The 13979-nt window shown below is 66.8% G+C and carries 13 protein-coding genes; 5 read left to right on the top strand and 8 right to left on the bottom strand.

The features are described 5' to 3' along the window. Positions 1 to 143: 143 nt before the first annotated feature. Both IEX33_RS12155 and IEX33_RS12150 read right to left on the bottom strand, forming a co-directional pair. A complete protein-coding gene (locus tag IEX33_RS12155) occupies positions 144 to 938 on the bottom strand; it encodes a GAF domain-containing protein (RefSeq protein WP_188730495.1) in 795 nt (264 codons plus the stop codon). A 143-nt stretch (positions 939 to 1081) separates the two neighbouring features. Further along, positions 1082 to 1465 carry a TfoX/Sxy family protein gene (locus IEX33_RS12150; protein WP_188730493.1) on the bottom strand — a complete coding sequence of 128 codons (384 nt, stop codon included), beginning with the start codon at positions 1463 to 1465 and terminating at the stop codon, positions 1082 to 1084. A 146-nt stretch (positions 1466 to 1611) separates the two neighbouring features. Here IEX33_RS12150 and IEX33_RS12145 point away from each other — a divergent pair, with 146 nt between their 5' ends. Further along, complete coding sequence (locus IEX33_RS12145; protein WP_188730491.1) at positions 1612 to 2433, top strand: SDR family NAD(P)-dependent oxidoreductase; 822 nt, start codon at positions 1612 to 1614, stop codon at positions 2431 to 2433. 93 nt (positions 2434 to 2526) lie between these two features. Here IEX33_RS12145 and IEX33_RS12140 read toward each other — a convergent pair whose 3' ends face one another. Both IEX33_RS12140 and IEX33_RS12135 read right to left on the bottom strand, forming a co-directional pair. Further along, the gene (locus tag IEX33_RS12140; RefSeq protein WP_188730490.1) at positions 2527 to 3153 is read right to left on the bottom strand and encodes an FMN-binding negative transcriptional regulator; all 627 of its coding nucleotides are present in this window, start codon (positions 3151 to 3153) and stop codon (positions 2527 to 2529) included. A 4-nt stretch (positions 3154 to 3157) separates the two neighbouring features. After that, the gene (locus IEX33_RS12135) at positions 3158 to 4126 is read right to left on the bottom strand and encodes a DMT family transporter (RefSeq protein ID WP_188730488.1); all 969 of its coding nucleotides are present in this window, start codon (positions 4124 to 4126) and stop codon (positions 3158 to 3160) included. Here IEX33_RS12135 and IEX33_RS12130 point away from each other — a divergent pair. Further along, complete coding sequence (locus IEX33_RS12130) at positions 4125 to 5537, top strand: aminotransferase-like domain-containing protein (protein WP_188730486.1); 1413 nt, start codon at positions 4125 to 4127, stop codon at positions 5535 to 5537. The genes IEX33_RS12135 and IEX33_RS12130 overlap by 2 nt on opposite strands. Here IEX33_RS12130 and IEX33_RS12125 read toward each other — a convergent pair. Then, a complete protein-coding gene (locus tag IEX33_RS12125; RefSeq protein ID WP_188730484.1) occupies positions 5534 to 6037 on the bottom strand; it encodes a hypothetical protein in 504 nt (167 codons plus the stop codon). The two genes, IEX33_RS12130 and IEX33_RS12125, sit on opposite strands and share 4 nt — an antisense overlap. 238 nt (positions 6038 to 6275) lie before the next feature. Between IEX33_RS12125 and IEX33_RS12120 the strand changes: the two genes are divergently transcribed. The 3 genes from IEX33_RS12120 (at position 6276) to IEX33_RS12110 (ending at position 11792) form a co-directional block, all read left to right on the top strand. Further along, positions 6276 to 9245, top strand: a complete 2970-nt coding sequence (locus IEX33_RS12120) for a BTAD domain-containing putative transcriptional regulator (protein ID WP_188730483.1) — start codon at positions 6276 to 6278, stop codon at positions 9243 to 9245. Positions 9246 to 9435: 190 nt separating this feature from the next. Then, complete coding sequence (locus tag IEX33_RS12115; protein ID WP_188730481.1) at positions 9436 to 10869, top strand: amino acid permease; 1434 nt, start codon at positions 9436 to 9438, stop codon at positions 10867 to 10869. 164 nt (positions 10870 to 11033) lie between these two features. Beyond that, complete coding sequence (locus tag IEX33_RS12110; RefSeq protein WP_188730898.1) at positions 11034 to 11792, top strand: IclR family transcriptional regulator; 759 nt, start codon at positions 11034 to 11036, stop codon at positions 11790 to 11792. On the opposite strand, the gene IEX33_RS12105 is transcribed toward IEX33_RS12110, so the two are convergent. The 3 genes from IEX33_RS12105 to IEX33_RS12095 form a co-directional block, all read right to left on the bottom strand. Beyond that, positions 11789 to 12556, bottom strand: a complete 768-nt coding sequence (locus tag IEX33_RS12105; protein ID WP_188730479.1) for an IclR family transcriptional regulator — start codon at positions 12554 to 12556, stop codon at positions 11789 to 11791. The genes IEX33_RS12110 and IEX33_RS12105 overlap by 4 nt on opposite strands. Positions 12557 to 12743: 187 nt before the next feature. Further along, positions 12744 to 13496 carry a cyclase family protein gene (locus IEX33_RS12100; protein WP_188730477.1) on the bottom strand — a complete coding sequence of 251 codons (753 nt, stop codon included), beginning with the start codon at positions 13494 to 13496 and terminating at the stop codon, positions 12744 to 12746. Beyond that, on the bottom strand, positions 13493 to 13957 hold the full coding sequence (locus tag IEX33_RS12095; protein ID WP_188730475.1) for a hypothetical protein: 465 nt from the start codon (positions 13955 to 13957) through the stop codon (positions 13493 to 13495). Before IEX33_RS12095 ends, IEX33_RS12100 begins: the two co-directional genes overlap by 4 nt. Between the last annotated feature and the right edge of the window lie 22 nt (positions 13958 to 13979).

Genomic DNA, 13979 nt, shown 5'->3' with positions numbered 1-13979 from the left:
CCCAGCCACGGCTGACTGAACAACAGCGGCGGGGCGGGCAGCAGACATGCTGGCCGCCCCGCCGTCGTCGTACCCGGAGACATTAAGCCGAGCCGCCCGGGGCGGGGTGGACCGGCGAAGGTGGGCCCGGCGGATGGCAGGTGCTAGGTGCGGGCGTCGATGTCCTTCTGGACCACCGCGGCGAGTGTCCGCAGCACCTGCTGGTCGGACGGGGAGAAGGTCCTGGGCTGCTGGTCGATGACGCAGAGCGTTCCGATGTTCCAGCCTCGCGGCCCGTGCAGGGGGTAGCCGGCATAGAAGCGGATGTAAGGCTCACCCGTGACCAGCGGATTGGAGGCGAAGCGGTCATCGGCAAGGGTGTCGTTGATGACCAGCATCGAGTTCCGCTCCACCGTTTCCGCGCACAGCGCGATGACGCGGGGAGCCTCCTCGCGCAGCGGCCCGACGGCCGACTTGAAAAACTGGGCATCCTCGGCGATCAGGGACAGCGACGCTGCACCCACGCCGAAGAACTTCCAGGCGGCGGCAACAACGCGGTCGTACACTTCCTCCGGGCCGGTGTACAGAAGGTCCGTCTCGTGCAGTGACTTCAGGCGTTCCGCTTCTGCCCGCTCCGGGGACAGCAGGGATTTGCCGGCGGCACCCAGGGCGGCAAGCGCATCTTCTTTGCCCGGTTTCTTGCCGTCCAGCGGGTGTCCGGGGCCGCCGCTCTTCGGCTTCACGGACCGGAACCGCCGCTGTCCTGCCTTGAGTTCCTTCACTGCATCAGGCCCGCGTTCGATCGCCGGCAGGGCCAGGGCTTCATGAAGATAGGCGTCCAGCTCGAACGCGGAACAGTGCGACCTGCCGAAGTAGGAAGGCCAGAGTTTCTGTGGATCCAAGCCGATTGTGGCAGCGAGTTCGAGCCGCCGCTTCACCTCTTTGTCGATTGCGTCCACCTCCCAGATGACGCGTTGCTGGGGTCCGCGTACTCTGTAGTTGCAAAAGCCATGTTGATAAGCTTACTTAGTAATTCGGCCCCCGGCTACCTGGGAGGTTCGGAGGCTTCCGGGGTGCCGCCGCCTATGGCCGCGTTGCAGGACTACGTGCCGGCGGTACGGGTCTTGCTTTTGGGTTCTTTCGGCGGCAGGCCCGCCACGTGTTCATAGGCTTTGTGGATCCATGCTTTGGCGCGGGCATCGTCGCCGTCGCCTTCCTCGTTCCAGATTTCCGGCAGGCCGGAGTACTCGCGCATCGGCCGGTCCGCCGGGCCGAACGGGACGGTCCGCTCACCGCTTTCGAGCTGCTGCCTGTCCTCCGGGGAGAGCCGGATGCCGATGGTGGGCCCGAAAAGCCCCGCGAACATGTTGCCGTTGACGAACGCGCCCAGGTTGCCGAACATCGGCTTCACGGTCACGTCCGGGACGTCCGGGACCAGCGACCGGAAGCGCTCCTTGTCAGCCTCCGTCGCTTTGGGCATCTCCATTGCTTCCCCCTGGGATCGGACGGCTGGTGTGTGCAGGATATGCCCTGCGGGGTGGGCTGGGGAACACCGGCCGGTCCGCCGTCGTTGTGCCGGTAGGCAGCGCGTCCACGCCGGGCGCCGGACGTTCCCCAACCAAAGGACACCCCTTGACCCCTCGCACCATCGTGATCACCGGCGCCAGCGACGGCATCGGCGCAGCAGCCGCGCGTACCCTGGCCAAGGCGGGGGACCAGGTGGTCGTCGTCGGCCGCTCTGAGGAAAAGACGCGGGCCATCGCCAAGGAGCTGGACGCAGACTACTTTGTCAGCGACTTCTCCGAGCTCGCCCAGGTCCGCACCCTGGCCGCGCAACTGGAGTCCGACTACCCGCGCATTGACGTCCTGGCCAACAACGCCGGCGGCATCATGGGCAAGCGCACCCTCACCGTGGACGGCAACGAGGCAACGTTCCAGATCAACCACCTGGCCCCGTTCCTCCTCACCACGCTGCTGATGGAGACCCTCGTTGCCAGCAACGCCAAGGTGGTCAACACGTCCAGCGGCGCCAACAGTTTCGGCAAGCTGGACCTGTTCGACCTCAACGCCGAGCACGGCTACTCCACCAACCGCGCCTACGGCACCGGCAAGCTCGCCAACATCCTCTTCACCTCCGAGCTGCACCGCCGCTTTGGCGGGCAGGGAATCACGACGGCGGCGTTCCACCCGGGCGTTGTGCGCACCAACTTCGCGGCGGACTCCACCAGCCCGTTCCGGCACGCCTACAAGACCCTGCTGAACCGCTTCATGCTGACCCCGGACCAGGGTGCCGACACCCTGCTGTGGCTGATCAACGGCACTGCGGGCAAGGACTGGATTTCCGGGGCGTATTACTACAAGCGCGCCCTGGCCAAGGCCAACCCCCAGGCCTACGACGCAGAGCTGGCCCGCCGCCTGTGGGAGCAGAGCGAGGAGCTGGTCAAGGCCGCCTAGGGTCTGGGGGCGGTGACGTCACGGAGGTGCGGGGATAAAAACTGGGTCGCGCTAAGTGTCGTTATGGGCCGTCAAAACGACACTTAGCGCTACCTAGTTGGGCCGGCGGGCGCGCTCTACATCCGCAGCGGCCCCTGACTGACCGCGGGCTATCAGGCCCGCCACTACGCCGTCCACGTCCGCTTCCGGCCGGTTCTGGCTCAGCTTGGCCTTGGCCTCGATCCGGGTAATGACCAGTTCCACGCCCACGATTGCCCGCAACTGCCCGGCAATGAAACGCTCCGGTGCGTCGTCCACGTCCCAGGGGTGGTCGAAGCCGGACTCGTGCACGCCGGTGAGCCGGCGAACCTGCCGGTCCAGCCACGCCGGATCGTCATGGATCACGAGCCGCCCGTACACGTGCGCCGTGGTGTAGTTCCAGGTCGGGACAACCCGCCCGTGCTCGGCCTTGGAGGCGTACCAGGATGGGGAAATGTAGGCGTCCGCACCCTGGATGATGGCAAGGGCCTCCCCGACGGCGGGCGCAGACCACTGCGTGTTGTTCCGCGCCAGGTGCCCCTGCAGCGCGCCGAACTCCCCGGCGTCGGGGTCGTAGACAAACGGCAGCAGTGTCGCCACGAGGCCTTCCGGGGTCATGGTGACCAGGTTCGCCGCACCCGGCCTGGTGAGCAGGTGCTGGACGGTTTCAGGAACAGCGGCGAAGTGGGCTGGAATGTACATGGGGCTAGTCCTTTACCGGCTGGAGTGATGCGGGATGAAGTTGGGAGGACGGGGCCGGTTTGAGCCGAACCCGGACGGCGGCCGCGGCGCACAGGATGACGGCCAGTCCGCCCAGGGCCGTGGACCAGGTCAGGGCCTCACCCAGCAGGAGCGCCGCCCAGCTGATGGTGAGGACGGGCTGGATGAGCTGGATCTGGCTGACCCGGGCGATGGGGCCGATGGCCAGGCCGCGGTACCAGGCGAAGAATCCCAGGAACATGCTCACCACGGCGAGGTACCCGAAAGCGGCCCACTGTTCTGGAGTCGCCGACGGCGGCTGCTGGGCGGCGGAGGCGGCGGCCAGGACCAGCATCAACGGCGAGGCAAGAACAAGCGCCCACGAAATGGTCTGCCAGGAGCCGAGTTCCCGGGCCAGCAGGCCGCCTTCCGCGTAGCCGATCGCGGCGGCCACCACGGAACCGAGGAGCAGCAGGTCCGCCCAGTGGAGGACGCCAAAGCCGCCCGACTGGACGGATGCGAAGACGGTCACCGCAAGGGCGCCCACACCGCTGACGAGCCAGAAGGCCACGGGCGGGCGTTCCCGCCCGCGAATGACGGCAGCGGTGGCCGTCGCAGCAGGGAGCAGGGCGATGACAACGGCGCCGTGGCTTGCGGCGGTGCTGGTCAGGGCAAAGGAGGTGAGTAGCGGAAAGCCAATGACGACGCCGGACGCCACTACCGCCACACGGAACCATTGCGTCCCGCGGGGGAGCGCCTGCCGGGTAAGTGCCAGTGCCGCACCCGCCAGAGCAGCCGCCACTACTGCCCTGCCTGACCCTATAAAGAGCGGCGCCAGGCCTGCGACCGCCACTTTGGTGAACGGGACCGTGAGCGAGAATGCCGCGACTCCAAGGAAACCGAGCCACAACCCGGCTGAGCCGGAGGGGGATAACGCTGTGCGCCGCCGAAGAGTAGCGCTACTATTGTCTCTCATGAACAACGATAGCAGTTCGCGGATTGTGGCGCATCTGAAAACGTGGATGGCCACTGCGGCGCCGGGCGCGAAACTGCCCTCCACTCGGTCCCTGGTGTCCGACTACCAGGCAAGTCCCGTTACGGTGCAGAAAGCGCTGCAGACCCTCACGGCGCAGGGGCTCATCGAGAGCAGGCCGGGCGTGGGGACCTTCGTGCGGGCGGTCCGGACAGCACGCCCATCCGATTACGGCTGGCAGACGGCGGCCCTCCGCTCCCCGCTGGCGGCCCTGCCACCAGCCTCCTCCACCATGCGGGAGGTGCCGCAGGACGCGATCTCCTTCCATTCGGGCTACCCTGCCAGGGAGCTCCTGCCCGAGCGGCTGGTCCGGGCAGCACTCACCCGAGCCGCCCGCGGAGACGCGGCGCTTTCCCGGCCTCCCGCCGCGGGGATGCCGGAGCTGCAATCGTGGTTCGCGCATGAGCTCGGCGCGTCCACGCCCGCTGGGATAACCCCGCCCAACCCGAGCGACGTCGTCGTACTCCCTGGCAGCCAGAGCGGACTGAGCTCCATCTTCAGTGCCCTGGTGGGCAGGGGGCAGCCGCTGCTGATGGAGTCACCCTCCTACTGGGGCGCCATCTTGGCTGCGGCGCAGGCTGGTGTCCGTGTTGTGCCCGTGCCCAGCGGACCGGACGGGCCGGAACCGGGGGAGCTGGCCCGAGCCTTCGACGAATCAGGCGCCAGGGTTTTCTACGCACAGCCCAACTACTCCAACCCCACGGGCGCGCAGTGGTCAGCGGAGACGCGCGACCAAGTCCTTGACGTGATCCGTGCCAAAGGTGCGTTCCTTGTGGAGGACGACTGGGCGCACGATTTTGGCATCAGCTCCCACCCCGTGCCGGTCGCCTCCCGCGACGACTCCGGGCACGTCGTGTACCTGCGCTCGCTGACCAAAAGCGTCTCCACCTCCATCCGGGTGGCAGCACTGATTGCACGCGGCCCGGCGCGGGAGCGCATCCTCGCTGACAGGGCCGCGGAATCGATGTACGTCAGCGGGCTTCTGCAGGCGGCAGCGCTCGACGTCGTCACGCACCCAGGGTGGCAGACGCACCTGCGCAGCCTGCGGCACCAGCTGGAGTCACGCCGGGACCTGCTGGTCACCAGCGTCCGGGAACACATTCCCCAGGCGCACATTGAACAGGTGCCGAAAGGCGGACTTAACCTGTGGCTGCGCCTGCCCGACGGGACGGACCTGCAGCGGCTGGTCCGGGACTGCGAGACCTCCGGCGTCATCGTCGCTCGCGGGGACGAATGGTTTCCGGCGGAACCGGCGGGTCCTTTTATCCGGCTCAACTTTTCGGGCACGAATCCGGGCGCCTTCCCGGAAGGCGCCCGGATCGTAGGGGAGATGCTGGAGCGGAACCTGGGCTAGGACACCGGAGCCAGCAACTTGCAGAGATCGGTCACTTTGCCTTTCCCAGTGAACATGTCACCGACTTCATTCCCATCGGCGTCAAGAATCCAGTTGACGGTTCCGGCCGTGTAGTAAACCCCTGCAGGATGGTCGTTGATCTCGGGCACCGTGATGACGTTAGTTCCAGTCGCGGTAAAGAGCACATTGCCATCCTTCAGCTTCTCGGTTGTCGTTGCCCCGGTGGCGATGTAAGTGCGAGACTCCCCCGTTGGTCCTGTAACCGTGACACGCAAGCCCGGAGCCGTGTAGATTTTCCGGCCTCCCGGAAGCGTGATTTCTCCCACCTTGCCCACCGCCGTGAAGGCTAGGATGTTGTCCTCGGATCCGGGACAAGGCGCGGTGTACTCATAAACAATCGGTTGAGGAACGGGGGTAGCTGCTACGGCAGGCACTGGTGCGACGAGCGCTGCTGCAGCCAGGGCAGCCGGGGCCAGTGTGCGCGCAATTGTGGTTTTCATCGGATCTTCCTTTCAGATGTACTCGGTGTGAGTGGCTCAAGAGTGGCCCCGGGGGCTTAATGGAGCCTTAATCCAACGGCTAACTCTGGATCCAGCACGGGCCCGGGAGCATGATGAAGGTGATGTCGCTCCTCGGGGCGCGTTAGGACAGGGCGGGCGCTCGGGGCCGCTGGTCGATAAACGCCGCGGGAGAGGGCACAGCCCGCTCCCGTGGCCGGTCAGTGAGGGGTGCTCGGCGATGGGCGCACTGTGGATCAGGGCACTGGGTCCCTTGGAGGTGATCACTGACGGCGTCCAGGTTCCCTTCAGCAGCCGCAACCTGCGTATTGTCCTCGAATGCCTGGCGCTGCGGGCGAACTCGGTAGTACCGGCCGATTTCCTGGTTGAAGTCCTCTGGGACGGCCACCCGCCCGCGCGTCCAGGCCCGCAGCTGCAGGTGCACGTCGCGAACCTGCGGAACCTGCTTGAGCCCAACCGCCTCAAGGGGGTTGCCTCGCACCGCCTGGCAAGCCGGCCCGGCGGCTACCTCCTGGCTGTTGAAGACGACGAACTCGACCTGTTGCAGTTCCGCGCGCACGTTGAAGCCGGAGAACGAGCAGTCGAAGCGGGCGAACTTGCCAGCGGTGCGGTCCGCCTGCGCCAGGCCCTCGAATTGTTCGTGTGCCCTGCTTTTCCGGACCTTGCCGACATTGAGCTGCTGGTTCCAGACCTGGAAGAGGTGGAAGAGACCCGGCTGGACACATACCAGGACCTCTTCGACGTTGAACTGGCACTGGGCCGCCACGCCAACGTTGTGGGGGAGTTGCAAAGGCTGGTAACGCAGCATCGCTTCCGGGAGCGCTTGTGGGCGTCCCTGGTACTTGCCTTGTATCGCTCCGACCGGCAGGCAGACGCCCTTGCCGCCTGCCGGATGGCCAGGAAAACCTTTGCGGCGGAGCTGGGCATTGATCCCGGGGAACGCCTGCGGGAGCTGGAAACGCTGGTGCTGCGGCAGGATGCATCCCTCGGGGCACCCGCCGTGAACGAAAAGCGCCGCGCCAGGCAGCGTCTCGACAACCTGCCTGCCGCACTCACCCCCATGGTGGGTCGGGATGCTGAACTTGGGGAGGTATGTTCGCTCTACCGCTCCGACGGATGCCGGCTGGTCACCGTAACGGGGGCGGGCGGGACAGGGAAGACCCGTCTCGCGATGGCGGCGGCCGCACGCTTGGGTGAGCGCATGCCTGACGGCGCGGGCTGGGTTAATTTGTCCCCGCTCACCCAAGTGAAGCAGGTGCCCGGCGCCATTACGGCGGCACTCGGACTGGAGGCGCCGGTGGGCGAAGACCCGCTGAAAATCGCGTCCCGTTTTCTGCAAGCCCGCCGCTTGCTGCTGGTCCTGGACAACTTCGAGCACCTGGAAGACGCCTGGCCAGTGGTGCTGGACCTGCTAACCGCAGCCCCGGAGCTTCGGATCCTCACTACCAGCCGGAGGCGGTTGGGGTTGCGTCCTGAGTACGAATTCGAACTTGCACCACTTGAGCTGCCGCCCCTCGACCCGCCCCTGCCTCTCCACCGGTTGCGGGAGGTGCCTGCAATGGAGCTGCTCCTTAGCCGGGGCAGGGCGGTCCGCCCCCGTTTCACAGTGGATCCGGGAAACGCGGCAGTGTTATCGCGGCTGTGCCACCGCCTTGACGGCCTGCCGCTGGCCATCGAACTGGCTGCAGCCCAACTGCGTCAGTTGAGCGAGCACGATCTCCTCATTGACCTGGAAGCCAGCCTGGCCGCGCTGCCTGCCGCCTTCCGCGACCTTCCCGACCGTCAGCGCACTCTCACGGCCACAATGGAGTGGAGCTACCAGCTGCTGGAGGATTCGGAGCGCCTGCTCTTCGTCCAACTCGGTGTTTTCGCCAACGATCCGACGACGGAAGCGATTGACGCCGTGCGCGGCCCTCTTCCCATTGGAGCGCCTTCCACCGAAGAACTGTTGTCCGCACTCGCCGGCCACAGCCTGCTCCGGCGCTACACCGACCAGGCAGGGCGCAGGAGAGTCTTCCTGCTCCAGTCCATCCGCGAGTTCGCCCGTGATCGGCTCGCGATGCTTCCAGCGGAACCCGAGGTGCGGCGCCGGCATGCAGGGCACTATGTCGCCTTGGCCGAGGCACTATGCCCGCTGCTGTGGAGCCAGGACCAAGTAGACGCTTTCCGGGAGCTGAAGGCTGATGCCCTGGATTTGCGAGCGTCACTCCTATGGGCAATGGGACCCGACGGCTCCAAGAACGTGGCACTGGCCTTAGTGGGGCAGCTCTGGCATTACTGGGAGCTGACGGGCGACGTGGCGGAACCGTGCGGGATCGCCCTGGAGCTGCTCGGCAGCACGCTTGACGCTCCACCGGCGCTGCAGGCACCCGCCCTCAGCGGAACCGCCACGCTGTGCTGGATGCTCGGCCGCGGCGACCAGGCGTCCGGGCTCCACCACCGAGCGCTTCAGGCGTTCCACAACGCCGGCAACGACCAAGGCGTTGCGTGGGCCACGATGTGCCTGGCAGTGCAGGCAATGCAGCGTGACGACGCCGCCAACGCCCAGCGACTCGCTGCAGAAGTATTGTCGATGCCACGTGCCGCCCAGATCACAAGAGTTGGCGCTTTGATTCTCCTGGGCATACTTGCCTTCTACGCTGGCGACCACGACCAAGCCCTGGAGTTGCGCCACGCGAGCGTCGAGCTTGCCCGCCCGATCGGCGATCGATGGTTGCTCGGAATAGCCCTGACCAACCTGGCCGAAAGCACACAGCAAGCCGGGGACTATGGTGCCGCCGAGCGCCTGCTCGTCGAGGCAGTCACCGCCGCACTTGAGCTCGATGCGCAGGGCCAGGTTGCAGCTTTCCTGGAACACATTGCGGACGTCTACGTCAGTACGCACCGCGTCGAGCGGGCCATCCACCTGCTGGCGGCCACTGACAGCTACCGCGCTGACCGCGGACTTCCGCTCTACTCCGCTGAACAGCAACACATTTCATCGATTCTCACTAGGGCGCGCAAGGTAGCAGGCCCCATCCGCTTCGGCCTGGCCTGGGAGCGCGGACGAGGTCTTACGCTACGGCAGGCGTTCAATGAGGTGCTGGAGGGCGCATGCTCCACCGAAGCGGCGCCAGGCCCTGCCCCGGGCCCAACGGAGCGGTATCGGTCCATGCCGGAGAGCGTCGTGGACCCTGCCCCGTGGTCTTGACGCCCGGCCAGTTGGACCGTCGCCCAGCGTAACAGCGTGCAATATAAGCATGACCACATGTATTTGATGACTAAAAATTCGGCTGCCGTGCTACTTTCAACACTGCCGCCGCGCATATCTTCGTTGCCAAGGACCGGGACCAGGGGACTGCGCGCGCTCCCATTGCTGAGTCCGACCCTTGGAGACGCCCGTGGAACCCACAACAGACGTGAAGCTGGATGCCCAGCCGGCCAGGCCCGCCGTTGCCGACTCCGGACTCCGCCGGTCCATGGGCCCGCGCCACCTGGTGATGATCGCCATGGGCGGCGTGATCGGCTCCGGACTGTTCCTCAGCTCCGGCTACACCATCTCCCAGGCCGGCCCGCTCGGTGCGGTCATCGCCTACCTCATCGGCGCCTTCGTGGTGTACCTGGTGATGGCGTGCCTGGGCGAACTCGCCATTGCCTACCCGGTGTCCGGTGCGTTCCACATCTACGCCGCCCGCTCCATCGGCCCCGCCACGGGATTCGCCACCGCCTGGTTGTACTGGCTGTGCTGGGCGGTGGCTATCGGCTCCGAGTTCACTGCCTCCGGCCTGCTCATGCAGCGCTGGTTCCCGGACGTGGAGGTCTGGGTCTGGTGCCTGGTCTTCGCGGCCGTCCTCTTCGGCTTCAACGCCGTGTCCTCCAAGTTCTTCGGCGAGTCCGAGTTCTGGTTCGCCATCGTGAAGGTCGCTGCGATCATCGGCCTCATTGTCCTGGGCGGTGCGGCCCTGTTCGGTTTCCGGCCGCTCGGCGGCGGGGGAGAGCACCCCTTCCTGTTCGAGAACTTCGCCACCGAGGGCGGACTGTTCCCCAACGGATTCACCGGCGTCCTGGTCACCGTGCTCGCCGTTTTCTATGCCTTCTCCGGCTCGGAACTCATCGGCGTGGCCGCCGGTGAAACCAAGGACCCGGCTACCAGCATCCCCAGGGCCCTGCGCACCACGGTGATCCGCCTGCTGATCTTCTTCGTCGGAGCCATTGCGGTCATCGCCGCCACCATCCCGTACAACGAGGTGGGCCTGGACGAAAGCCCGTTCGTGACGGTCTTCTCAGCAATCGGACTCCCGTTCGCCGCCGACATCATGAACTTCGTCATCATCACCGCACTGCTCTCCGCCGGCAACAGCGGCCTGTTCTCCTGCGCCCGCATGCTCTACTCCCTGGCCGACGAAGGCCACGCCCCCCGCTCCTTCAAGAAACTGACCCGCCGCGGCATTCCCCTTATCGCGCTCTCGGTGAGCATGGTGGGCGGGGTGGCATCCCTGATCAGCAGCGTGGTGGCCCCGGAGACCGTCTACCTGGTGCTCGTGTCCGTGGCCGGGTTCGCCGTGGTGGGCGTCTGGATGTCCATCACCGCCTCGCATTTCTTCCACCGCCGCGCGTTCGTCCGCAACGGAGGCGACGTCTCCACCCTCGCCTACAAGGCCCCGCTCTTCCCCCTGGTGCCCATCCTGGCGTTCTCGCTGTGCGTCATCTCCCTGGTGGGCATCGCCCTGGACCCCACCCAGGCCGCCGCGCTCTACTTCGGCATTCCCTTTGTGGCCGCCTGCTACGCCTGGTTCCACTTCCGCTACGGCCGCAAGGCCGTGACAGCCGGGTAACAAGGAAGCAAGAAGCGGACGACGGCGGCTGCCGGCAAGGTGCGTTGGGGCACCTTGCCGGGCGGGCGCCGTCGTCCTTTCCGGCTAAGTGCGTGACCCGCCCAAGGAGGGCACGGCCCATGGAACAATGGGGCGTGGTGACCGGCCGGGAGGGGCAGATAAGCGTGGATTCGTCCGCTGAGGCGTCGTCAATGGCGCAGGGGCTCCGAATTGTCCGGCTGGTAGCTGACAGGGAGAAGCTGGGACGCCAGCTGCTGGGCGTTTCACAGCTGGCGGCCGAACTGGCCATGGAGCAGAGCCGCGTCTCCCGCCTGGCGCAGGAACTGTGCGATCTCGGACTGCTGGAGCGGGTGGACCGCGGGCCGTTCCGGACAGGTCAGCGCTTCTTCAGCCTGGCCGCGGCACTGAATACCGGCTGGGTCCGGGAGGCAAGAACCGAACTTGAGGCGCTGGTCGCGGCGCTGGGACTGCGCGCGCGGCTCTCCGTCCGGGACGGCTACCGCGTGACCCTGGTCCGGGCTTCCAGCAACGACGCCGTCCCCGGCAGCTTCGTCAAGCCGGGCATGGTGACTCCGGCCTGGTGCACCGGCGCGGGCCGGGCGCTGCTGTGGGACCTTGACCGGCCGGCACTGGATGCCCTGCTGCAGGACGTGAACTACATCGGCATCGGGGGACCGGGGGCCGCCCACTCCACCGATGGGGTCTGGGACCTCATGGTCCGCGACCGTGGCGCCGGCTTCATCACCGCAGCCGAGGAATTCGAACACGACGTGCTGGAACTCGCGGTTCCTGTCCGCGACGCCGGCGGTGCCATCCTTGCCTCGCTGAGTGTGCTGGGCAGCCGCGCCGGGATCGGTCCGGATGCGGCTGCTGTGCTCAGCAGCGCTGCGGAACGGCTCGGATCCCGCGCGGGTGGCCGCTAGGGCTGCGGCCGGTACCCCAGCCGCTGCTCGAGCCATGCTCCCTGGGCCACCAGTGCGTCCGCGCACGCTTCCCGGCGCGGTTCCAGGCGGTCCCTGATGCCAACGATCTGCAGCGCAGCCACAACGTCGCCCTTGAAATCGCGGACGGGGACGGCCAGGGAATAGAGTCCCGGCTCTGCCTCCTCATCCACGATCGAATAACCCCGCTTCCGGGCAGATCCACGCCGCGCCAGGAAATCGTCCACGTCGGCCGGCGTATTGGGGCCGTGCCGCACAAAAGCCACATCCGCGAAGACGGTCCGCACTTCTGCTTCGGAGGCCTCCCACAGCACGGCCTGCCCGGCGTCGCTGCAGTACGCCGGGTAGGGCCGGCCCAGCCAGGAGCCCACCAGGTTGCTGCTGGCCGGGACGCTTTCGCCGATGGTCACCGTGCTGTCCCCGTGAAGGACGCCCAGGAAACATGCCTCATCCGTTTCTTCCGCCAGCGTGTCCAGGGCGGTGCCGCCGTCCGACTGCAGGCGGCGTTCGGTCAGCAGTTGGGCGTCGGTGAGGACGGACCAGTCCAGGCTGTAGGTGCGCTGGCTGGTCTTCCGGAGGAAACCCTCGTGTTCGGCGGTGCGGAGGCTGCGCGAGACCTGGCTGCGGTCCTTGCCAAGATCGGCGGCGGTTTCCGCCACTGTGCCTCCGGGATGCCCCGCTGCATGGCGTGCGCCCACAGCAAAGAGGGCCATGATTCCGCGGCCCATGCTGGAGGTATTTGGCATGGTGTCGAGTCTAGTTGAGGTGCTTTCCCTGGCCGGGCTGCCGGGTGCTTCGCCGCTGGATCGCCGGAATCGCCGGAACAGTGCCGGGACGCCGGAACGTAACGGCGACCGTGCACTTTTCCGGCGACTTCGGTGCAGGCCTGCGACCTCGGCTGAGGCGGACGCAGGGCAGGGGTGCAAAGTAGCGTCAGCAGATGGCAAACACCCGCGCCGGGAAGCCGCTGCCGCCCAGGGGCTTTGGCCAGGAAGCGACGACGGCGGCGCCGGATTCCGGGAGTCCGTCCAGGTTGGCCATCAGTTCGATCTGCCAGCGGCCCTGGTCCAGGACATACGTTTCCAGGCTGAAGTCCTGCCGGGACGTGGCCAGGCCGGGGTCGGTGTCCGTCTGCTCGTGCCCGATGGCGGCCACGGCACGCTGCTCAACCAGCAAGGAGAGCACTTCCCGGGACCAGCCGGGCGTGTGGCTCAGGCCCTCGCTGTCCCGGTTGGCCATTGCCTCTGGATCGGGCCAGCGGCGGCTCCAGCCGGTACGGAGGGCAACAAAGGAACCCGCCGGGACGGTGCCGTTCCGGAGTTCCCAGTCCTGTACGTCCTGCAGGGTGGGGGTGGCGTCCGGGTTGCCGGCCACCCGATGGCTGATGTCCAGGACCACCAGCGGGAGGATCATCTCCTCCACCGGAATCTGGTCCAGCGTCCTGCCGCCGCGGATGAAATGCGAGGGCGGGTCCACGTGGGTTCCCCACTGGCCCACGATCGTATAGCGGTGGGCGGTGAAGCCGTCACCCCTGTCCAGGTCGAAGAGGGCTTCGCGCTGCTCATCCGGAAAAGCGGCGAAGTGCGGCTGGCCCGGGTGGAAGGCGTGCGTCAGGTCCACGAACTGCCGGCCCGCGATCACGGACTGCAGGCCCTCCCAGAGCGACGTGGTGCTGGTGTCCGTCATGATGCTGCTGCTCCTTCTGCCATGGGTACTTCTGCCGTTGGGGCCAGTGCGGTGCTGGAGACGCTGATGGGGCCGGTCACTTCGATGACCGGGACTTCCCAGGGATGGATGTCCACGAGGTGGCGCATGAAACGCTCGACGGCGGCGTCCTCCAGTGAGGCGTCGAAATAGGTGGTGAAAACGAAGGTTGGCGAGAGGGTCTGCTCACCCACGCGTCCCAGGGTGGGGTTGGCGCCCTCGGCAGTAGTGAAGCCCTCGAAACCCAGGCTGGACTCAAACACGTGCTTGTAGTTGCCGAAGTCGCCGAGTTCCCGGAATTCGGCCAGGGCCTGCAGCAGGTGCGCGATTCCCGGATCATCCCGGAAGGCGTCCGGCTCGCCCTTGGACAGTTGCTCGAAGGTGGTGCCGCTGATGGGCCAGTGCACGCGCAGCTTGCGTACCGGGTGAAGTTGAACGTCCAAGAACCCTGCCTCTTTCCTCCGC

Origin of the sequence: Pseudarthrobacter scleromae (genome assembly GCF_014644515.1) — a bacterium.
GTDB lineage: Bacteria > Actinomycetota > Actinomycetes > Actinomycetales > Micrococcaceae > Arthrobacter > Arthrobacter scleromae.
Note: the sequence above shows the minus strand (reverse complement) of the source record. Positions and strands in the feature narration are given on the sequence as shown.

What these genes read in the sequence shown, in the direction of transcription:
- IEX33_RS12135 (WP_188730488.1), bottom strand. Translation starts at nt 4,126, where the DNA reads ATGAGAGACAATAGTAGCGCTACTCTTCGGCGGCGCACAGCGTTATCC.
- IEX33_RS12125 (WP_188730484.1), bottom strand. Translation starts at nt 6,037, where the DNA reads ATGAAAACCACAATTGCGCGCACACTGGCCCCGGCTGCCCTGGCTGCA.
- IEX33_RS12100 (WP_188730477.1), bottom strand. Translation starts at nt 13,496, where the DNA reads ATGACGGACACCAGCACCACGTCGCTCTGGGAGGGCCTGCAGTCCGTG.
- IEX33_RS12120 (WP_188730483.1), top strand. Translation starts at nt 6,276, where the DNA reads ATGGGCGCACTGTGGATCAGGGCACTGGGTCCCTTGGAGGTGATCACT.
- IEX33_RS12140 (WP_188730490.1), bottom strand. Translation starts at nt 3,153, where the DNA reads ATGTACATTCCAGCCCACTTCGCCGCTGTTCCTGAAACCGTCCAGCAC.
- IEX33_RS12130 (WP_188730486.1), top strand. Translation starts at nt 4,125, where the DNA reads ATGAACAACGATAGCAGTTCGCGGATTGTGGCGCATCTGAAAACGTGG.
- IEX33_RS12150 (WP_188730493.1), bottom strand. Translation starts at nt 1,465, where the DNA reads ATGGAGATGCCCAAAGCGACGGAGGCTGACAAGGAGCGCTTCCGGTCG.
- IEX33_RS12105 (WP_188730479.1), bottom strand. Translation starts at nt 12,556, where the DNA reads ATGCCAAATACCTCCAGCATGGGCCGCGGAATCATGGCCCTCTTTGCT.